Source organism: Actinomadura rudentiformis, from assembly GCF_008923185.1.
Taxonomy (GTDB): domain Bacteria; phylum Actinomycetota; class Actinomycetes; order Streptosporangiales; family Streptosporangiaceae; genus Spirillospora; species Spirillospora rudentiformis.
In genome coordinates this window covers 259867-277579 of sequence record NZ_WBMT01000006.1, presented here as the reverse complement: position 1 = coordinate 277579, position 17713 = coordinate 259867, and the positions used below count along the sequence as shown (strand labels likewise).

23 protein-coding genes and 1 tRNA gene are annotated in these 17713 nt (G+C 72.0%); 9 read left to right on the top strand and 15 right to left on the bottom strand.

The features are described from left to right. Positions 1-13 precede the first annotated feature (13 nt). The 10 genes from F8566_RS51150 to F8566_RS14840 all read right to left on the bottom strand — a co-directional run bounded on the left by F8566_RS51150 (position 14) and on the right by F8566_RS14840 (position 6187). On the bottom strand, positions 14-445 hold the full coding sequence (locus tag F8566_RS51150; RefSeq protein WP_225993183.1) for a gas vesicle protein K: 432 nt from the start codon (positions 443-445) through the stop codon (positions 14-16). Beyond that, positions 442-663 carry a gas vesicle protein gene (locus tag F8566_RS14880; RefSeq protein ID WP_151560796.1) on the bottom strand — a complete coding sequence of 74 codons (222 nt, stop codon included), beginning with the start codon at positions 661-663 and terminating at the stop codon, positions 442-444. The genes F8566_RS51150 and F8566_RS14880 overlap by 4 nt, the downstream gene beginning before the upstream one ends. Then, complete coding sequence (locus F8566_RS14875) at positions 660-1475, bottom strand: GvpL/GvpF family gas vesicle protein (protein ID WP_151560795.1); 816 nt, start codon at positions 1473-1475, stop codon at positions 660-662. The genes F8566_RS14880 and F8566_RS14875 overlap by 4 nt, the downstream gene beginning before the upstream one ends. After that, positions 1472-1948, bottom strand: a complete 477-nt coding sequence (gvpJ, locus tag F8566_RS14870; RefSeq protein WP_404800302.1) for a gas vesicle protein GvpJ — start codon at positions 1946-1948, stop codon at positions 1472-1474. Before gvpJ (F8566_RS14870) ends, F8566_RS14875 begins: the two co-directional genes overlap by 4 nt. A gap of 19 nt (positions 1949-1967) precedes the next feature. Next, positions 1968-2234, bottom strand: coding sequence for a gas vesicle protein GvpO (locus tag F8566_RS14865; RefSeq protein ID WP_151560794.1), 267 nt, complete (start codon positions 2232-2234; stop codon positions 1968-1970). Positions 2235-2239: 5 nt separating this feature from the next. After that, entirely contained in the window at positions 2240-2479 is a 240-nt protein-coding gene (locus F8566_RS14860) for a gas vesicle protein GvpG (protein WP_151560793.1), read from the bottom strand. A gap of 1 nt (position 2480) precedes the next feature. Next, the gene (locus F8566_RS14855; RefSeq protein ID WP_151560792.1) at positions 2481-3227 is read right to left on the bottom strand and encodes a GvpL/GvpF family gas vesicle protein; all 747 of its coding nucleotides are present in this window, start codon (positions 3225-3227) and stop codon (positions 2481-2483) included. Between the two features lie 3 nt (positions 3228-3230). Continuing rightward, positions 3231-3680 carry a gas vesicle protein GvpJ gene (gene gvpJ / locus F8566_RS14850; RefSeq protein WP_151560791.1) on the bottom strand — a complete coding sequence of 150 codons (450 nt, stop codon included), beginning with the start codon at positions 3678-3680 and terminating at the stop codon, positions 3231-3233. A 327-nt stretch (positions 3681-4007) separates the two neighbouring features. After that, positions 4008-4331, bottom strand: a complete 324-nt coding sequence (locus F8566_RS14845; protein ID WP_151560790.1) for a hypothetical protein — start codon at positions 4329-4331, stop codon at positions 4008-4010. Between the two features lie 68 nt (positions 4332-4399). Beyond that, positions 4400-6187, bottom strand: coding sequence for a thiamine pyrophosphate-requiring protein (locus F8566_RS14840; protein ID WP_151560789.1), 1788 nt, complete (start codon positions 6185-6187; stop codon positions 4400-4402). A 169-nt stretch (positions 6188-6356) separates the two neighbouring features. Here F8566_RS14840 and F8566_RS14835 point away from each other — a divergent pair, with 169 nt between their 5' ends. Continuing rightward, positions 6357-7250, top strand: coding sequence for an EamA family transporter (locus F8566_RS14835; RefSeq protein ID WP_225993182.1), 894 nt, complete (start codon positions 6357-6359; stop codon positions 7248-7250). A gap of 6 nt (positions 7251-7256) precedes the next feature. Here the strand turns inward: F8566_RS14835 and F8566_RS14830 are convergent. Then, positions 7257-7329: transfer RNA gene (locus tag F8566_RS14830), tRNA-Arg, on the bottom strand. Positions 7330-7419: 90 nt separating this feature from the next. On the opposite strand from F8566_RS14830, the gene F8566_RS14825 reads away from it, so the two are divergent. Further along, positions 7420-7986: a GNAT family N-acetyltransferase gene (locus F8566_RS14825; RefSeq protein ID WP_151560788.1), complete on the top strand. Its 567-nt coding sequence runs from the start codon at positions 7420-7422 to the stop codon at positions 7984-7986. 57 nt (positions 7987-8043) lie between these two features. On the opposite strand, the gene F8566_RS14820 is transcribed toward F8566_RS14825, so the two are convergent. After that, positions 8044-8445, bottom strand: coding sequence for a winged helix-turn-helix transcriptional regulator (locus tag F8566_RS14820; protein WP_151560787.1), 402 nt, complete (start codon positions 8443-8445; stop codon positions 8044-8046). A gap of 108 nt (positions 8446-8553) precedes the next feature. Between F8566_RS14820 and F8566_RS14815 the strand changes: the two genes are divergently transcribed. The 7 genes from F8566_RS14815 to F8566_RS52250 all read left to right on the top strand — a co-directional run bounded on the left by F8566_RS14815 (position 8554) and on the right by F8566_RS52250 (position 14430). Continuing rightward, entirely contained in the window at positions 8554-9498 is a 945-nt protein-coding gene (locus F8566_RS14815) for an NADP-dependent oxidoreductase (RefSeq protein ID WP_151560786.1), read from the top strand. Between the two features lie 97 nt (positions 9499-9595). Beyond that, positions 9596-10288 carry an alpha-ketoglutarate-dependent dioxygenase AlkB family protein gene (locus F8566_RS14810; protein WP_151560785.1) on the top strand — a complete coding sequence of 231 codons (693 nt, stop codon included), beginning with the start codon at positions 9596-9598 and terminating at the stop codon, positions 10286-10288. Positions 10289-10350: 62 nt separating this feature from the next. Then, positions 10351-11466 carry an iron-containing redox enzyme family protein gene (locus F8566_RS14805; protein ID WP_225993181.1) on the top strand — a complete coding sequence of 372 codons (1116 nt, stop codon included), beginning with the start codon at positions 10351-10353 and terminating at the stop codon, positions 11464-11466. 17 nt (positions 11467-11483) lie between these two features. Then, entirely contained in the window at positions 11484-11693 is a 210-nt protein-coding gene (locus F8566_RS14800) for a CDGSH iron-sulfur domain-containing protein (RefSeq protein ID WP_151560784.1), read from the top strand. 85 nt (positions 11694-11778) lie between these two features. After that, positions 11779-12699, top strand: a complete 921-nt coding sequence (locus F8566_RS14795; protein ID WP_151560783.1) for an alpha/beta hydrolase — start codon at positions 11779-11781, stop codon at positions 12697-12699. 85 nt (positions 12700-12784) lie between these two features. After that, entirely contained in the window at positions 12785-13147 is a 363-nt protein-coding gene (locus tag F8566_RS14790) for a YciI family protein (RefSeq protein WP_225993212.1), read from the top strand. Continuing rightward, entirely contained in the window at positions 13144-14430 is a 1287-nt protein-coding gene (locus tag F8566_RS52250; RefSeq protein WP_192809679.1) for an RNA polymerase sigma factor, read from the top strand. Before F8566_RS14790 ends, F8566_RS52250 begins: the two co-directional genes overlap by 4 nt. Before the next feature lie 45 nt (positions 14431-14475). Here F8566_RS52250 and F8566_RS14780 read toward each other — a convergent pair whose 3' ends face one another. From F8566_RS14780 to F8566_RS14770, 3 genes are all read right to left on the bottom strand, one after another. Then, entirely contained in the window at positions 14476-16125 is a 1650-nt protein-coding gene (locus F8566_RS14780) for a DUF885 domain-containing protein (protein ID WP_151560781.1), read from the bottom strand. 27 nt (positions 16126-16152) lie between these two features. Next, positions 16153-16785: a LysE family translocator gene (locus F8566_RS14775; RefSeq protein ID WP_151560780.1), complete on the bottom strand. Its 633-nt coding sequence runs from the start codon at positions 16783-16785 to the stop codon at positions 16153-16155. Positions 16786-16898: 113 nt separating this feature from the next. Further along, on the bottom strand, positions 16899-17636 hold the full coding sequence (locus F8566_RS14770) for a hypothetical protein (RefSeq protein ID WP_151560779.1): 738 nt from the start codon (positions 17634-17636) through the stop codon (positions 16899-16901). Positions 17637-17713: the final 77 nt, after the last annotated feature.

Here is a 17713-nt window from a genome sequence, read left to right as displayed (position 1 = left end):
GATCACTGCTGGGTCATGGCTCGGGCAGCAGCGGGCCGAGCGGGCCCAGGTCGAGGTTGAGGTCGTGGTCTTCCAGTTGGAAGTGGTCCTTCAGCCGTTCCATGGCCTGTTCCAGCCGCATCAGCGCGAGCCCGAGGTCCTCGATCTGGTCGTCGGTGAGGCCGCCGCCCTCGACGCGGCGCAGCGCCTGCCGTTCCATCAGCTGCCGGATCAGCTCGACGAGGGTGAGGACGAGCTTCACCAGGTCGCGTTCGACGGTCTCGGGGTCAGAGCGCAGCCGCTGCATCACACCGGACGACCCCTGTGCGGCGCGCGCCGGCGCCGACCGCAGCGGTTCCGCGTGCGCCGCGCGGCGCACGCGCGGGTAGGTGACGGAGTCCTCGTGCGTGACAGGCCGTGCGGGGACGTGGTCGGGACGGTGGTCGGGGAGGCGGTCGCCGGTCACCGGTCCTCCTCCCCCGTGAGGTCGTCCCCCATGAGCTCGTCGCGGACGGTGGTGATGAGGGCGCGCAGGGAGATGTGCACCAGGTCGACCTCGGCGATGGAGATGACCAGGTCGCCGGTGATGACCACGCCGCCGGCCAGCAGCCTGTCCAGCAGGTCCACCAGCGCCACCCGCTCGGCAGGTACCCGCGGGTGGCCTGTGTCCAGGGTGACCGTCATCGGCGCTCCCCCGCCTCGGTGTCGCCGGTGTCGATGAACGAGTACGGCGGCCACGGGCCGGTGACCTCGGCGCCGATGCCCGGCAGGCGCGCGTCGACGTCCTTGACCGCCGCGAGGAACCCTTCGACCTGGTCGTCGTCCAGCAGGTAGGCGACGTTGAGGATCTGGGTGCCGTCGTGACCTGACAGTTTCGGGTCCTGCGGCGGGTGCTGGCGGGTGGCGACGGCGTGGTCGGCGAGCTCGGCGTGGATGGCTTGTGCCTGCGCGGTGATGCGGCGGCCGGCGTCCTCGCGCTGCCTGCGCTGCGCCTGCCGGTTACGCAGGTACGCGGCGCCGGCACCGGAGCCGCCGGCCGGCGCGGTCGTGTCCTCGCCGGCACCGGCGGGGGCGGCGGCCATGGCCTCGGCGTAGGCGTAGGCTTTCACGCCCCATTCGGAGCGGCCGGTGATGCGGTCCAGCGCGCGGGTGAACGTGTCGTGCTGCTCGGTCAGCAGCCGGGCCACGCGGTCGTCGTCGCGGTAGAGGGTGGCGATCCGTACCGGCGCGGTGGGTGCGGTGCGGGCCGCCTGGTCGACCACGTCGTGATGGGCGCGTGCGGTGGCCTCCAGGAACGACAGGTCCTCCAGGTTGACGCGCAGCGCCTCCTCCCCGTAGTCGGCTTCGCGCACGGTGCTGACCAGCGCGGTGAGGTCCCCGGCGGTGACGGCGCGGACGGGAGCGCCGCCGACGCCGGGTGTGTCCGGGAGCGCCGCGGGGTCCAGGCCACGCGACACCCCGTACAGGTAGACGGCGGTGCCGGCAGGTTCGGTCACTGTCCGTCACCGCCTTCGCCGGTCTTGGCGCTCTTGCCGGTCGTCGTGTCGCCGGTGGTCGTGTCCTTGCCGGTGGTCGTGTCGCCGGCGGGTCCGTTGTGCTGTCCGGCTTCCAGCGCCGCGATGCGTTCCCGTAGCCGCTCGTTCTCTTCCAGGATCTGCTGTTGCCGTTCGAGCTCGGCTTCGGAGGGGTCGCCGGTGGCGGGTTTGTTCGCGCGGGACGACAGGGAAGGGTCGTGTTCCCACCAGTCGATGCCCATCTCCTTGGCGCGGTCGACGGAGGCGACGAGCAGCCGCAGCTTGATGGTGAGCAGCTCGATGTCCAGGAGGTTCACCCGGATGTCGCCGACGATGACGATCCCCTTGTCGAGGATGCGTTCCAGCAGGTCGGCGAGGTTGGCCGTGGGCCGCTGTTCCATGCCCATCGAGCGGGCCGGTGAGCGGGCACCGGACCAGGACAGATCATCGCTCACTTCTGCAGCACCTTCCTCCTCAGTCCCTTCCGCACCTGTCCACCTGGCCGCGCAGGTAGCGGCGCTTGCGCCGGTACGACACCAGGTCGCCCTCGTCGTCCAGCGCGGTCTGGTAGACGGCGAGGATGTCGGCCGAGTCGGGGATGCGGTGGGTCTCCACGATCTCCACCGCGACGTGCCAGCCGTCGTCGGCGCGTTCGACGCCCACGACGCCCTCGGCGTCCCGGCCGGTGAGCCGGGTGACATGGTCGACGGCGTGCTTGGCGGCCTCCGACGCGGAGATCATCGTGATCAGCCCCCCTGGGACCGGTTCTGGATCAGCCGGGCGATGAGTTCCTCCTCACGCTCGGCGGCCTCCTCCTCGCTCATCTCACCGGCGGCGACCGCGTCCGCGATGTACTGCATCTCCGCGGCGATCTTGCCGGGGTCGTACAGCTGCGCCTCGGCCTGTTCCTTGAGCACCTCGGCGAGCCACACGACCCCGCGGACGGGAGCGAGCGGAAGGGTCACCAGCCCGGTGAAAAGGCCCATGTCAGGCCTCCGGGACGAAGTCGTAGGGCGGCAGCGGCCCGACCAGCCGCAGCTTGATGCGGTCGCCGTGGGCCTGGCCGAGCTTGTCGACCGCGGCCTCGAACTCCTCGCGCTTGGCACGGTCGATGAGGAACGCGGCGTCCAGCACGTCCTCCTCACGCGCCGGCGGCTTGTTGACCACCGATTCGGCGACCGGCGCGAGCGGGTCCAGCAGCGCACGGCCGTCGTGGTCACGGCGGCGCTCCAGAGCCTGCGCGATCATCTCGCCGAGGCGGACCCGGTCGTAGTAGACCGCGTCGGCGGCGTCGGCCGGCACCTGCCGGATCCGTTCGCTGAGCTGCGCGATCTCCGGTTCCTGCTCCATCACCTCACGCAGGACGCTGTCTTCCACGTAGGTGCCCTTGAGCCGCAGCTCCAGGCGGCCGTCGAGGCTGTCCAGGACCTGGCCGAGCCGCTCGGCGTTCGAGGCCAGCAGTTCCTTCTCCACCGCCTCACGGCCGCTCAGCGCGGCGCCGAAACGGAACGGGACGACGACCGCGGCGGCGTCCAGGAACTCGTTGAGGACCTTCTGGTGGGCGACCAGGTCGGCGCGCTCACCGAGCGGGCGGCCCTGCGGCAGGTCACTGACGATCGCGCCGACGCCGTCGCCCTCGATGAGCTCGACCGGCTTGTCGTCCAGCCCGGTCAGCCCCTTGGGGACGGGCGTGCCGGCGCGCGTCACGCCATAGACATAGGAGGGAGTGGTCATCGCTTACTCTTCCTCCTTCTTGCTGCCCCGGCCGCCGCCGCGGCGTGACCGTGAACTCGCCTGCTTTTCTTCCTCCTCCTCGTCGGAGCTGCCGAAGGTCTCCTTCAGCTTCTCCGAGGCGCCTTCCAGGGCGCCCTTGGTCTTCTTGTTGGCGCCCGACTCGGTCATGGTGTCGATCATCTGCGGGAGGCCCTTGGACGTGCCGTCGTGGGCGATGTCCAGGCGGTTGACCGCCTCGGCGAACCGCAGATAGGTGTCGACGCTGGCGACGACGATCCGCACGTCGACGGTGAGGATCTCGATACCGACCAGCGAGACCCGGGCGTACACGTCGATGACCAGTCCCTTTTCCAGGATCAGGTCGACCACGTCGGCCAGGCCGCTACCCGACCGGCCGCCGCCGCCCTGTGTGTAGGTCGCGCCCGACGTCTGCTGGGCTATGGGCCCAGACATGTCATCACTCCTCGAGGGGGTCGGGGATTTTCGATGTTCAGTTCGACCCCTACCCCTCCTGTTCTCCCTAAACGGGACATCCGGATCCGGCCACGCCGGGCGGCCCGGTTCACCCCGAACACCACCCCGAACACCACGCCGACACCGCGCCAACATCGCGTCACCAGCGCGAACGCACGTCCGGATGGCGAACGGCCGTGAACCGGCCACCGCCGGCCCACGGCCGTTCCGCAGTCATTCGCGGTCATTTCGCCGTGTGTTCGTTCGTTGCCGTGTGTTCGTTCGGTGTCGAGTCGATGACGTCCGGTAGTCAGCCGCGCTCGGTGGTCAGCGCTTGCGCGCGCGGCGCACCGCCCACACCGCGGCGCCGGTGGCGACGGCGGCCGCCGCGGCGGCGGGTACGGCCCGCAGCAGCTTGTGCATCGTCAGCAGCCGGGCGAGGTTGGCCATCTTCTGCGGGACGGCGGCCACCTTCACCACCGCCCGGGCGTCCGACCGGACCTGCCCGGCACCCTTCGAGGCGCCCTCGGACGCCGATTGCGACGCCGATCCCGCGGTGCCGCGGGCCGCCTCGGCCGCGCGGTCCGTGGCGCCGGCGGCGCGCTGTGTCACCTGCTCGGTTCCCTTGCCGGGGACCGACGGGGTCTTCATCTGTCTTCTCCTTGCCTTGACGAGCGATCGGTTCAGGGGGAACGGGGGTCACCGGAGGCCCTCAAAGATCAGCCATGGCGGCGGATCTCGAAGAACTCGGCGAGCTTCTGCCGGAACGCCGCCGCGGCGACCCCCACCCGGTCGGGGTCGTGCCGCAACGCCCTGACGGCATGCTTGGCCTGGTCGAACATGATGTGCGGGGGCAGCGGCGCCACGTTGGGGTCGACGACGAACTCCAGCACGACGGGCCTGCCGGCGCCCAGCGCCCGGTCCCAGGCGGCACCGACGTCGTCAGGATCGGTGCAGCGGATGCCGATCAGGCCCAGCAGCTCGGCGTACGCCGCGTACGGCACGTCGGGCAGGTCCTGCGACGCCGGGAACTTCGGGTCGCCGCCCATGGCGCGCTGCTCCCAGGACACCATGTTCAGGTCCTGGTTGTTCAGCACGCAGAACACCAGCGGCGGGCCAGACAGCCGGCCGGCGTACCGCGCCACCGTGATCATCTCGTTCATGCCGTTCATCTGGAACGCGCCGTCCCCGACGAACGCCACCACCGGCCGGTCGGGATGGGCGAACCGCGCCGCGATCGCGTACGGCACACCCGGCCCCATCGTCGCCAGCGTGCCCGACAGCGACGCGCGCATCCCCGCGCGCAGCTTGAGCTGCCGCGCCCACCAGGTGGTGCCCGACCCGGAGTCGGCGGTGAGGATCGCGCCGCCGGGCAGCCGGTCGCTCAGCTCCCACGCCACCAGCTGCGGGTTGATCGCGTCGAACCGCTGGCGGGCCTGGCGTTCCATGATCCGCCACCACTCCCCCACGTCGGCCTCGATGCCCTGCCGCCACGTCCGGTCGTCCTTGCGCTCCAGATAGGGGATCAGCAGCCGCAGCGCCTCCCGCGCGTCCCCCGCCAGGCCCGCGTCGACCGGGACGCGGCGGCCGATCCGGCGCGCGTCCTGGTCGATCTGCACGACCCGTGTCTTGCCCTCCTCGGGCAGCCACTCGGCGTAGGGGAACCCGGTGCCGACCATCAGCAGCGTGTCACACTTCATGATCATGTCGTCGCTGGCGCGGGATCCGAGTAGGCCCACCGGCCCGGTGACGAACGGCAGGTCGTCGGGCAGCACGTCACGGCCCAGCAGCGCCTTGGCGACCCCGGCGCCCAGCAGCTCGGCGACCTCGGTCAGCTCGACGGCCGCGCCGCGGGCGCCCTGCCCCGCCAGGATCGCGACCCTCTCCCCGTCGTTGAGGATCTCAGCGGCGTGCCGCACGTCGTGGACCGGCGGGATCACCTGCCCGCGGTAGGAGCCGACGCCGGAGAACACACTGCCGTGCGCCCGCCCCGGCGTGGTCACGGCGTCCTCCTCCTGCACGTCCTCGGGGAAGATCAAAGTCGCGACGCCGCGGGTGGCGGCGGCCGTGCGCATCGCCTGGTCCACCAGGTGCCGCGCCTGCGCCGCCGTCATGCACACCTGCACGTACTCCGACACGTCCTTGAACAACGTCGCCAGATCCACTTCCTGCTGGTAGTCGGCGCCCAGCGAGGTACGCCGCTGCTGCCCCACCAGCGCCACGACCGGCGCGTGGTCCAGCTTGGCGTCGTACAGCCCGTTCAGCAGATGGATCGCACCCGGCCCGGACGTGGCCATGCACACCCCGACCTCGTCGGTGAACTTGGCGTGACCGCACGCCATGAACGCCGCCATCTCCTCATGCCGCGGCTGCAGGAACTCCGGGTCGTTCTTGGCACGCTCGAACGCGCCGAGGAAACCGTTGATGCCGTCCCCTGGATAGCCGTACACCCGGTGCACGCCCCACTCCCGCAGCCGGGAAAGGACGTAGTCGGAGACCTGTGTCATCGTTCGCTCCTCCTACAGGTACCGGATGTCACGGGAGTCACCCAGCGCCCTACCCGGCCCCCCACCGGCAAACATGCGCCCGCGCGAGCACGCGGAACGGACCGGTCTCCGCGCCACGCACGTTTACCGCTGTGGCGACGGTTATGCAAAGGAACATGCGAGGAACACGATGATGCCGGGAGAACTGCTGGCGCTGGCGGCCGCCGCCGGGTTCGGAATCACCCACTTCGCAGCGGGGCTGCTCGCACGCCGCGTCCCCGGCGTGACGGTCGCGCTCTACACCCAGCTCGGCGGCACCGTGATCGCGGTCGCCGCCGCGTTCGTGTGGACGTTCGGCACGCCCAGCCCGGCCGACCTCGCCTGGGGTGCGCTGTCGGGCGCCGGGTCGGGCATCGGCGTGGCGTTCCTCTACCGCGCGATGGGCCGCGGCTCCCTGTCGGTGGTGGTGCCGCTCAGCGACGTCGGCGCGGTCGCGATCCCGGTGCTGGTCGGCCTCGCCGTGCTCGGCGACCGGCCCTCCCTCCTCGGCTTCGCCGGGATCGCCATCACGATCCCCGCCATCTGGCTGGCCGCCACCGGCCCCGCCACCCCCGCCACCCCCGCCACCCCCGCCGCGCACACGGCCGCGCACACAACTGGCCGCCGCTGGCTCGCACCTGGCGTCGGCGACGCGCTGCTGGCCGGAACGGGCTTCGCTGTCCAGTTCCTCGCCCTCAAACCCGTCCCCCTGGACGCCGGGCTGTGGCCCATCGCCGCCAGCCGCATCGCGTCCGTCGCGGTCACCCTCCCGTGGGTGCTCGCCGCCGCCGGCGTTCCCCTGCGCATCCCCGCCCGGCACGCACTGCCGGCGCTGGCCGTCGGCACCGTCGGCAGCTCCGCGATCGCACTGTTCTGGATCGCCGCGCACCGCGAACTGCTCGCCGTCGCGTCCGTGCTCGCCGCGCTCTACCCCGTCATCCCGGTCGTGCTCGCGCTGGTCTTCCTGCGGGAACGGGTCACCCGCAAGCAGGCCCTCGGCCTGTGCGGCGCCGGCGCCGCCATCGCGCTGCTCACCGTCCCCTGACCACTGCCTCCCCGGCAGGAATCGAACCTGCGGCACCCGGCTTCGGAGACCGGAGCTCTGTCCTCTGAGCTACGGGGAGAAAGGCAAAAGCCGCCGTTCCTCGACCATCAGAGTGACCGCCGCACCGCACCGGTTTCAACGGATTTTCCCGCGTTGTAGAGTCGCCGGAATGACCGCGGCACCCGTCCTCACCACCGAACGGCTCACCCTGCGAGGCTGGCGCGACACCGACCGCGCACCGTTCGCCCACATGAACGCCGACCCCGTCGTCATGGAACACTTCCCCGCCCCGCTCACCCACGCCCAAAGCGACGCCGTCATCGACCACATCACCGCCGGCTTCGAACGCCACGGCTTTGGCCTGTGGGCCCTTGAAATCACCCGCACTGGAACGTTCATCGGCTTCACCGGCCTGTCGGTCCCCGCTTTCGACGCGCCCTTCCTGCCCGGCGTGGAGATCGGATGGCGGCTGGCGGCCACCGCCCAAGGCCACGGTTACGCCACCGAGGCCGCCCGTCGCGCCCTGGCGTACGGGTTCCAGGACGCCGGCCTCAAAGAGATCGTCTCGTTCACCACGACCACCAACCACCGCTCCCAGGCCGTCATGCGCCGCATCGGCATGACCCGCGACCCCGACGGCGACTTCGACCACCCCGTACTCCCCCGCGGCCACCGCCTGCAACGCCACGTCCTCTACCGCATCGACGCCCCCACCTGGGAATCCACCACCCGGTGACCATCGCCCGAAAAGGACCTGCTCCCCGTGCGCGAACCGCCGCGGGCGGCGGGTCTTTCAATTGATGCCGGAGTCGTAGGTGGCGCGGGCCGCCAGGACGTCGTCCATGTTCGCCTCGGCCCAGGTCTTCAGCGCCTGCATCACCGGCAGCAGGCCGACGCCCAGCGGAGTCAGCTCGTAGTCCACCCGCACCGGCACCGACGGCGTGACCGTGCGCGACACCAGGCCGTCGCGCTCCAGGTTGCGGAGCGTCTGCGTCAGCATCTTCTGGCTGATGCTGGCGACCACGCGCGCCAGCTCGCCGTACCGCAGCGGCCCGCCGGCCAGCGCGTTCACCACCAGGCTCACCCACTTGTCGCTGATGCGGTCCAGCAACTGCCGCGTCGGGCACTCGGCGATGTAGGCGTCATAGGCGGCCGCCGCCTCCGCGCGCCGCTGCGCCGCAGTTCGCGTCGCCATCGCTCTCCTCCACATCCGATACGCACTGCCAGGTGCCTACTACCTGAGAGAGAGTACCTCTCCGTAGGTTTGTGGCGAATCCACTGACCGACATTTTGGAGATGGACCATGCGCGCAGTCGTTGCCCGGGCCTTCGGCGGACCTGACGTTCTGGAGATCATCGATGTGCCCGTGCCCACCCCCGGGCCGGGACAGGTCCGCATCCGCGTCCAGGCCGCAACCGTCAACCCCGTCGACGCCGCCACCCGCGCCGGTCTCCTCGCCGAAAGCGGCCTGATGGCGCCCCGCGACACCATCGGGATCGGCTGGGACGCCGCCGGGACCATCGACGCCACCGGACCCGGCGTCACCACCTTCACCACCGGCGACGCCGTGATCGGCCTGTCGGACCGGCTCGACGTCCCCCTCGGCACCCACGCCGACTACGTGGTGCTGGACGCCGACGCCGTCGCACCCGCCCCCGCCGGCATCCCCGCCACCCACGCGGCGACGCTGCCGCTCAACGGCCTCACCGCCGCCCAGGCACTCGACCTGCTGGATCTCCCCCGCGGCGCGACGCTGCTCGTCACCGGCGCCGCCGGTGCCGTCGGCGGCTTCACCGTCGAACTGGCCGCCCACCGCGGTCTGCGCGTCGTGGCGGTCGCGGGACCCGGCGACGAACGCCTCGTCCGCGACCTGGGCGCCGAATGGTTCGTTCCCCGTACCGCCGCCGACCTGCCCGCCGAGGTGCGCGCCGTCGTCGCCGGTGGCGTCGACGCAGCAGTGGACGCCGCCGTCATCGGCCCCCGCGCGCTGGAAGCCGTCCGCAACCGCGGCGCGTTCGTCGCAGTCGTCGCGGGAGCCGCACCCGTCCCCCTGCGCGGCACCCGCGTCTCCAACGTATGGATCACCGCCGACGGCGCGCAGCTGGCCGAACTGTCCGCGCTCGCCGCCGGCGGCCACCTCACACTCCGCGTCGCGGACACCCTTCCTCTGAAGGAGGCCGCGCTCGCCCACCGCAAACTCGACGAAGGCGGGCTGCGCGGACGGCTCGTCCTCACGGCTCAGGCGTAGACCTCACTGCTCAGGCGTAGACGACGCACCCGCGCCCCTCTCCCGCGCAGGCGCACCTCGTCCCCCCGCCCTGACCTAGCGGCCGTACGGTGAGGCCATGACGGCGCTCATCCCCCGGCCACGGTCCGAACCCGCGCCCGGCGCCGTGCACGTCCCCGGCTGGCTCGACATCGCCGCGCAACGGCTCCTCGTCGAGGCGTGCCGCGCGTGGGCGCGGCCACCGGCGGGCATGCGCCACACCCGGCTGCCCGGCGGCGGCGTCATGTCCGTGCAGACCGTCTGCCTGGGCTGGCACTGGGAGCCCTACCGCTACGTCCGCCACGTCGACGGCCAGGCGGTCAAACCCTTCCCCCGCTGGCTTGCTGACCTGGGCAGACGCGCCGTCGCCGACGCCGCCGTCGCCGACGCCTACGGCGACGACGGCGGCTACCGGCCCGATGTCGCCTTGGTGAACTTCTACGACGCCGCGGCCAAGATGGGCCTGCACCAAGACCGCGACGAACGCAGCCCCGCGCCGGTCGTGTCGTTCAGCCTCGGTGACACCGGCGTCTTCCGTTTGGGCAACACCGAGAACCGCGGACGCCCCTGGACCGACCTGGAACTGGAGTCAGGCGACCTGCTGGTGTTCGGCGGGCCCTCCCGCCTGGCCTACCACGGCGTCACCAAGATCCTCCCCGGCACCGGACCGCGCGGCATCGGCCTGGACGGTGGCCGCCTCAACATCACTCTCCGCGACTCAGGCCTGGGCGATGCAGATGGCCCTCCACCCGGGAAGCCGAACGTCCGCTGACCGGTGCCACCCGTCAGCGTTCGGCCAGCCACATGTCAAGCACGGTTGGCATATTGAACCTCATGACGATCGAGGCTGAACGTCACGCGGCACGCGAGGTCATCCGCGACGACACGCCGCGCCGGTCTGCGCCACCGCGCCGACCCATCAGATCGGAGAACGCCATGCGGCTGCCCGCTCCCCGAGGACCCGTCAGCACCGCGCTGTTCGCCTGCCTGCTCGGCGAACCCGGACCGGTGCCGCCCCAGCTCACCGAGCTGGCCGACGCGCTCCCGGAGACCACTGCCGACGCCAGGTCCGATGAGGACGTCCAGATCAGCCTGTGGACCTGCTATGGGCTCACCTACGACGGCTTCCACGGCGTCGACGAACGGTGGGAGTGGCAGCCGTCGCTGCTGGCCGTGCGCGGCGCCCTGGAGGCCGTGTTCGAGCGGGACGTCCTCGCCGAGGTGCGGCTGCCCGAGAACCTGACTCCCGAGCGGGTGCCGGCGTTCCTGATGGACATCTGCGGCCCCGCGACCCCGGCTGGACTGCTGAAGTTCATGCACCAGAACGCGACCCTCGACCAGTTCAAGGAACTGGTGATCCACCGGTCGATCGACGGCCTGCACGAAGCCGACGCCCACACCTGGGCCATCCCGCGGGTGACCGGCCGCGCCAAGAGCGCGCTGATCGAGATCCAGGCCGACGAGTACGGCGGCGGAATGCCAGGCCGCAGCCACGCCGAGCTGTACGCGATCCTGATGTCCGAACTGGACCTCGACCCCGGGTACGGGGCGTACATCGACCAGATCCCGGCCGTCGCGCTCAGCATCCACACCCTCAGGTCGATGTTCGGCCTGCACCACCGCTGGCGCGGGGGGATTCTCGGCAACCTCGCAGCGACCGAGATCGGCTCGTCGTTCATCAACCGCCGCTTCAGCGAAGGCCTGGCCCGGGTCGGCGCGTCGAAGAAGGCGCGCTGGTTCTACGACGAGCACGTCCTCGCCGACGCCGTGCACGAGCAGCTGGCCGCCCACGACATGTGCGGCACGTTCGTGGCCGACTACCCGGCCGAATGGGACCGCGTCGTCATCGGCGCACTGGCCACGCTCAACATCCGGGGCCTGTTCGCCGGCACGGTCGTCGAGGCGTGGGCGGCGGACGTCACGTCACTGCGCGAGCTCGCCGCGGTCTGAGAGAGCAGGAGCAGTTCATGTCGGACGAGCAGCCACCGGTCGAGATCACCGTCTACGAGAACGGACCGGCCATCGTGCGGGGCGCCTACAAGCTCCAGGACAGAGACCGCAAGGAGATCGACCCCGGACGGGAGACCATCGCGCTCTGCCGGTGCGGCCTGTCCGCCCTCAAACCGTTCTGCGACGGCAACCACGCACTGCGTGGTGCTGCTCGCAGTGCTTTTTGAATGACGTCCTAAGTTCTTGGCTTGCACCAACCCGCCTGCTTGACAATGTAAGGTTTGATCTGGCGGACGAACTTCCGGGAGAGCGATGGGCCGCGACCCTGACTACCTGGCCTACCTGCGGCAGCGCCTGGCGACCGGGCCACCTGCCGACCGCATGTCCCTTGCCGGGCTCCGCCGGGAACACGCCGCCGATCTCGCCGCCCTCCCCCGCCCCGCGGTCGGCCTCGTCAAGGACATCACCGTCGACGGACCCGCCGGGGCGCTGCACGCCCGCCTCTACCGTCCCGCCCGCGACGGCCTCTCCCCCTGCCTGGTGTACTTCCACGGCGGCGGCTGGGTCCTCGGCGACGTGGAGTCCTACGACCCCGTCGCCCGCGCCCTCACCCTCGCCTGCGACGTCGCCCTGCTCTCCGTGGACTACCGGCGCCCACCCGAGCACCCCTTCCCCGCCCCGGTGGACGACGCCGTCGCAGCCGTACGCTGGACCGCCGCCAACGCTCCCGCCCACGGCCTGGATCCCGCGCGCCTCGGCATCGCCGGCGACAGCGCGGGCGGCCAGATCGCCGCCGCGGCCGCCTGGCGCCTGCGCGGCACAGACCTGCGGCCCGCCCTGCAGCTCCTGGTCTATCCGGCCGTCGACCTGCGCGACGTACCGCCCGACCTGCCCGATCCCGACGGGCTGCGGTTCCCCCGGTCGGGCATCGACCGGATCCTGGAGCTGTACCTGCGCGACGCCGACCGCACCCTCCCCGACGTGTCACCGCTGCTCGCCCCCGACCTGACTGGGATGCCGCCGAGCATCGTCGCCACCGCCGAACACGACCGGCTGCGCCCCCAGGCCGAGCAGTACGCCGCGCGGCTCGCCGGCGCGGGCGTCGACGTCACCCTCCTCACCGGCACCGGTCTCGACCACGGCTTCCTTGGCTGGGGGTCGTTCGCCCGCAGGCCCGCCGAAGGCATCGCCCGCATCGGCGCCGAAGTCCGCGCTCTCGTCGCCCGCATCTGATCTCAACGGTTGTCGATTCCGGCGGAACCCGATCGTCGTATGAGCGACACGATCCACCAGCGGGAAGGACGAGCACGTGAAGTACATGTTGATGATGTACGAGGTCGACAAGGACTGGGTCGGCGCGCCCGAGCAGGAGATCCAGGAGTCCATGAACGAGCACATCGCGTTCACGCAGTACCTGGACGGACGCGGCGTCGCCTGGTCGGGGGAGGCACTGCGGCCCTCGACGTCGGCGACCACACTGCGGCCCGGCGCCGACGGGCTGGCCGTCACCGACGGCCCCTACGTCGAGCTGACCGAGCACCTCGGTGGCTTCTACGTCATCGAGGCCCGCGACCTGGACGACGCCCTGGACATCGCCCGGCGCTGCCCCATTGCCACCGGCATCGAGGTACGCCCGATCTGGGACATCGACACCGTGGAACAGGAGGCGCAGAACGCGTGACCGGCGTCGACGCCGCCGTGGCGGAGGCGCACCGGCGGGGGTGGGCGGAGACGCTCGCCACCGTGGTGCGCCTCACCCGCGACCTGGACGAGGCCGAGGACGCCGTGCAGGAGGCGTTCGTCTCCGCCCTCGCCACCTGGCCGCGCACCGGCGTGCCCCGCAACCCCGTCGCGTGGATCATCACCACCGCCCGCCGCAAAGCCCTGGACCGGATGCGGCGCCGCGCCACGCTCGCCCGCAAGCTCCCGCTGCTCATCGTCCCCGACGGCTCCGGCGGCACCGGCGGCGACAGCGGCGGCGACAGCGGCGGCGAAGCCACCGCGGCGGGACCACAGGACGACACGTTGCGGCTCATCTTCACCTGCTGCCATCCGGCGATCGCGCCGCAGGCGGCGGTCGCCCTCACCCTGCGGCTGGTGTGCGGCCTGCGCGTCCCCGAGATCGCCCGGCTGTTCCTGGTGAGCGAGCCGACCATGGCCGCCCGCCTCACCCGCGCCAAGAAGAAGATCCACGAAGCCGGCATCCCCTACCGCTCCCCTACCGGCGACGAGCTCACCGAACGCCTCCCGGCCGTCCTGGCTGTGATCTCGCTGCTGTTCACCGAAGGGCACACCGGCAGCCAGGGCACCACCCTCACCCGGCCCGAGCTGCTCGACCAGGCGATCCGGCTCGCCCGGCTCCTAGCCGAGCTCCTGCCCGGCGAAAGCGAGGTCACCGGACTCCTGGCGCTGCTGCTCCTGCTGGACTCCCGGCGCGCCACCCGCGTCGGCTCCGGCGGCGACCTGATCCTGCTGGCCGACCAGGACCGCTCCCGCTGGAACACCGAAGCGATCGCCGAGGGCCGCGCCCTGGTCGAACGCGCGCTGCGCACGGCCCGTCCCGCCGGCGCCGGGCCGTACACCGTGCAGGCCGCGATCGCGGCGCTGCACGCCGAGGCGCCCACCGCCGCCGACACCGACTGGCCCCAGATCGTGGCGCTCTACGACGTGCTGCTGCGGGTGCACCCCTCCCCGGTCGCCGCGCTCGGCCGCGCCGTGGCGGTCTCGATGGCGGTCGGCCCCGCGGCGGGCCTCGGCGAGCTCGACCGGATCGCCGAAGACCCCCGGTTCGCGCACTACCACCGCCTCGACGCCGCCCGCGCCCAGATGCTGGAGCGCCTCGGCCGGCACACCGAGGCGCGCGCCGCGTACCGCCGCGCCGCCGAAGCCGCCCGCAACCCCGTCGAACGCGACTTCCTCACCATCCGCGCCGGCGAACCGGAACAAGACCGTGACAGGTCTTGAGGGCCGTCCACGGGCGGATGGCCTCGCCGGCCGTCCGCCCTGCGGTCAGGCGGCGGCGAGCTCGGCGCGCAGCATGTCCAGCCCCATCGGGCCCAGGTCCAGCGCACGCCGGTGGAAGGCCTTGAGGTCGAACGCCGCGCCCTCGCGGCGCCGGGCGGCCTCGCGCGCCTCCAGCCACACCTTCTCTCCCAGCTTGTAGGCGATCGCCTGCCCCGGCCGCCCCAGATACCGGTCGATCTCGAACTCCACCGGGATGTCGGGCGTGGTGTGGCCGCGCAAGAACGACAGCGCCAGCTCCGGCGTCCACCGCTCCCCCGGATGGAACCGCACGCCCTTGGGGATCTCCAGCTCCAGGTGCAGGCCGATGTCCAGCACGATCCGCGCCGCGCGCAGCCGCTGGCCGCCCGCCCACATGCCCAGCCGGTACGCCGGGTCGGTGAAATAGCCCAGCTCGTCCATGAGCCGCTCGGCGTACAGGCCCCAGCCCTCGCAGTGGCCGGGGAACAACTCGCTGGCCAGCCGCTGGAACCGGTTGAGCGTCGTGGTGTTGAGCGTCGTGATCCCCAGCTGCAGGTGATGGCCGGGCACGCTCTCGTGGAACATCGTCGCCGGCACGCCCCAGGTCACGATGTCCTGGTCCGGGTCGGCGACGCCCCACCACACCGTGCCGGGACGCGACAGATCCTCGGCCGGCGCCAGGTAGTAGATCCCCTCCTCGTTCGGGATCCGGCACTCGATCCGGCGCAGCGGCGCGGGAATGTCGAAATGCGTCCCGTCGAGATCGTCGATGGCCTGGTCGGCGAGCTCCTGCAGCCACGCGCGGAACCGATCCGCACCGCGGACGCGGTACGCCGGGTCGGATTCCAGGGCCGCCAGCACCACCCGCAGCGGCTCAGCCGGCACGATCCGCTCCGCCGCGTTGTCGATCTCCGTGCCGATCCGGGCGAGTTCCTCCCACCCCCACGCATAGGTCTCTTCCAGATCCAGCCGCGTTCCCAGGAAGTCCCGTACACCCAGTTCATAGCGTTCCCGGCCGAGCGCGTCACGGTCAGGCGCGGCAGGCGCGAGCTCACCGGTCAGGAACGCCGCGAACCCGGCCGTGGCCCGAGCGGCGGCACGCGCCGCCTCGTCGAGCTCACCACGCAGCGGCCCATCGCCGTACCCGGCGCCCAGACCCGCGAGGTAGCCCTCCATCTGCGCGCAGGCACGCGCGTTCCGCAGCACCTGCCGCCGCGCCGCCACCCGGCCGTCCCGCCGCGCCAGCGACAGGCTCGTCCGCAGCCCCTCAAGCGTGCCCGGCAGCGCCCGCAGCCGCGACGCCATCGCCTCCCACGGCGTGCGCGGGCCGTCGTCCAGCAACTCGAACGACTGCCGCAGCCGCTGCAGCGGACCGTCGGTGGTGTCCAGGAAGCTGTCGTTGACCTTCGCATCCTCCAGCGCGAGCTCGACCTCCAGGCGCTCACGCAGCACCCCGGCCGCGACCTGCCCGGCGCCCCCGGTGCGCCCGCCGGCCGTCAGCGCGTTCAGCTCGGCCAGGGTCCGGCGCGACAGGTCGGCGCGCGCGGCGAAACCCTCCGGGCTGTAGTCGGTGAGGTTCGCCTCCTGTCCGGCGATCCCCATCATCGCCGCGCGGCACGGGTCCAAGGCGGCGAAGTCGTCCACGTACCGGTCGGCGAGGTCGTCCAAAGTGATCATGACGTCAGGCTACGACCGGAGCGCCGGTCACCGTGACTCGGCCGCCAGCCGGATGCCCAGGCCCACCAGCACCACGCCCGAGACCTGCTCCAGCCGGCGCCGCACACCCGGCCGCTCGAACAGCCGCCGCGCCGCCGCCACCAGCCACACGACCCCCGAGTACCAGACCAGGTCGATCAGTGCCCACAACACCGAGAACGCGATCAGCGTCACCAGCACCGGGGCGCCCTCCGGCACGAACTGCGGCAGGAACGACACCGCGAACACCCCGGCCTTCGGGTTCGCGAAGTTGGTGATCAGGCCGAGCCGGAACGACCGCCACCCCGCCACCGGCGCGTCCGCCGCCTCGAACTCCGGCGCCTGCGCAGCCAGGTTCCCGCGGCGCGCCTGCCACAGCGCCTTGGCGCCGAAATAGACCAGGACGGCCGCGCCTGCGATCCGAAGCGCGTCGTAGGCGAGCTGCGACGCCGCCAGCAGCGCCGACAGGCCCAGCGCGGCGGCCACGCCCCATACCACCACACCCGCCTCGTTCCCCAGCGTCGTCAGGAACCCGGCGCGGCGCGACCGCATCGACTGCCGCATGATGACGACCGTGCTCGGGCCCGGGGCCATGGCGATCAGGAACGCGGCGCCTGTGAAGGCGAGAAGGCTCTCCAGCATCCATCCATGATCGCGGCGCGGCGGCGGTGAGCGCAACGCATATCCCGCCAGGGCGACAGGTACTGCACCAGCAGGTACAGCGACCGGCAGATACGGCGACCGGCAGGCACCGCTCAGACCGGGCCGCCGCCGTCGTCGGTGTTCCTGGGGGACGGAGTCGGGGTGGGAGTCGGGGACGGCGAGGGGGTCTCGGTGGTCGGCGACGGCGACGGAGTCGGCGTCTGCAACGTCGGCTCGGGCGGAGGCGGCGGCGGACTCTTCGCCGTCGGCTGGCACGCGAACAGCACCAGCATGAGCAGCGCCAGCACCACCAGCACCGCCGCCAACGTCAAGATCGCAGACACCAGGCCGCGTTCGGTCCGTTCCACCACGACCGGCGGCGGCGGCTCGGGCGGCCGTTGCAGCGCCGGGACGCTCGCCCCCTGCCAGTACGGCTGGAACTGCGGCCCCCGGCGGCGTCCGCCACCCCAGCGGCCGCGGAACGCACCCTCCAGCAGCACCGAATCCAGGAAACGCTCCGCACCCACCCGAGCGGGCTGGTCCGCGTCGTACCGCGTCGCCACCCACGGCGCCGGGCCGTCCGGCTGCGCGGCCACCACCGGCGCCGGCCCGTCCGGCCCGTACTGCGGCGGCCGCCCCGGCCCCGGCAGCGCCGCGGTGATCGCCGCACGGAACCGGTCCCGCGCGGCCGCGTCACCCGCCGCACCCCGCGTCAGCACCGCCACGCTGGCCCGGCGGCCCTCAGGGTCCTCGCCCAGGAACACGATCCCGGCGGAGGTCTCCGACAGCCGCGCCGAGAGCCGGTACGGCCCCAGCTGGGCGGGGTCTCCCGGTGGCAACGGCCTCGACATGGGCGTCAGACTAACAACCGTGGCGCCCACACAGATCACCGAGGACGTGGGGATACTGCACGATTGGGTACAGATGA

Coding starts and splice junctions, on each gene's coding strand:
- F8566_RS14880 (WP_151560796.1), bottom strand. CDS start 663: ATGACGGTCACCCTGGACACAGGCCACCCGCGGGTACCTGCCGAGCGG.
- F8566_RS14865 (WP_151560794.1), bottom strand. CDS start 2,234: ATGATCTCCGCGTCGGAGGCCGCCAAGCACGCCGTCGACCATGTCACC.
- F8566_RS14860 (WP_151560793.1), bottom strand. CDS start 2,479: ATGGGCCTTTTCACCGGGCTGGTGACCCTTCCGCTCGCTCCCGTCCGC.
- F8566_RS14855 (WP_151560792.1), bottom strand. CDS start 3,227: ATGACCACTCCCTCCTATGTCTATGGCGTGACGCGCGCCGGCACGCCC.
- gvpJ (WP_151560791.1), bottom strand. CDS start 3,680: ATGTCTGGGCCCATAGCCCAGCAGACGTCGGGCGCGACCTACACACAG.
- F8566_RS14845 (WP_151560790.1), bottom strand. CDS start 4,331: ATGAAGACCCCGTCGGTCCCCGGCAAGGGAACCGAGCAGGTGACACAG.
- F8566_RS14840 (WP_151560789.1), bottom strand. CDS start 6,187: ATGACACAGGTCTCCGACTACGTCCTTTCCCGGCTGCGGGAGTGGGGC.
- F8566_RS14835 (WP_225993182.1), top strand. CDS start 6,357: ATGATGCCGGGAGAACTGCTGGCGCTGGCGGCCGCCGCCGGGTTCGGA.
- F8566_RS14825 (WP_151560788.1), top strand. CDS start 7,420: ATGACCGCGGCACCCGTCCTCACCACCGAACGGCTCACCCTGCGAGGC.
- F8566_RS14820 (WP_151560787.1), bottom strand. CDS start 8,445: ATGGCGACGCGAACTGCGGCGCAGCGGCGCGCGGAGGCGGCGGCCGCC.
- F8566_RS14815 (WP_151560786.1), top strand. CDS start 8,554: ATGCGCGCAGTCGTTGCCCGGGCCTTCGGCGGACCTGACGTTCTGGAG.
- F8566_RS14810 (WP_151560785.1), top strand. CDS start 9,596: ATGACGGCGCTCATCCCCCGGCCACGGTCCGAACCCGCGCCCGGCGCC.
- F8566_RS14805 (WP_225993181.1), top strand. CDS start 10,351: ATGACGATCGAGGCTGAACGTCACGCGGCACGCGAGGTCATCCGCGAC.
- F8566_RS14800 (WP_151560784.1), top strand. CDS start 11,484: ATGTCGGACGAGCAGCCACCGGTCGAGATCACCGTCTACGAGAACGGA.
- F8566_RS14795 (WP_151560783.1), top strand. CDS start 11,779: ATGGGCCGCGACCCTGACTACCTGGCCTACCTGCGGCAGCGCCTGGCG.
- F8566_RS14790 (WP_225993212.1), top strand. CDS start 12,785: ATGTTGATGATGTACGAGGTCGACAAGGACTGGGTCGGCGCGCCCGAG.
- F8566_RS14780 (WP_151560781.1), bottom strand. CDS start 16,125: ATGATCACTTTGGACGACCTCGCCGACCGGTACGTGGACGACTTCGCC.
- F8566_RS14775 (WP_151560780.1), bottom strand. CDS start 16,785: ATGCTGGAGAGCCTTCTCGCCTTCACAGGCGCCGCGTTCCTGATCGCC.
- F8566_RS14770 (WP_151560779.1), bottom strand. CDS start 17,636: ATGTCGAGGCCGTTGCCACCGGGAGACCCCGCCCAGCTGGGGCCGTAC.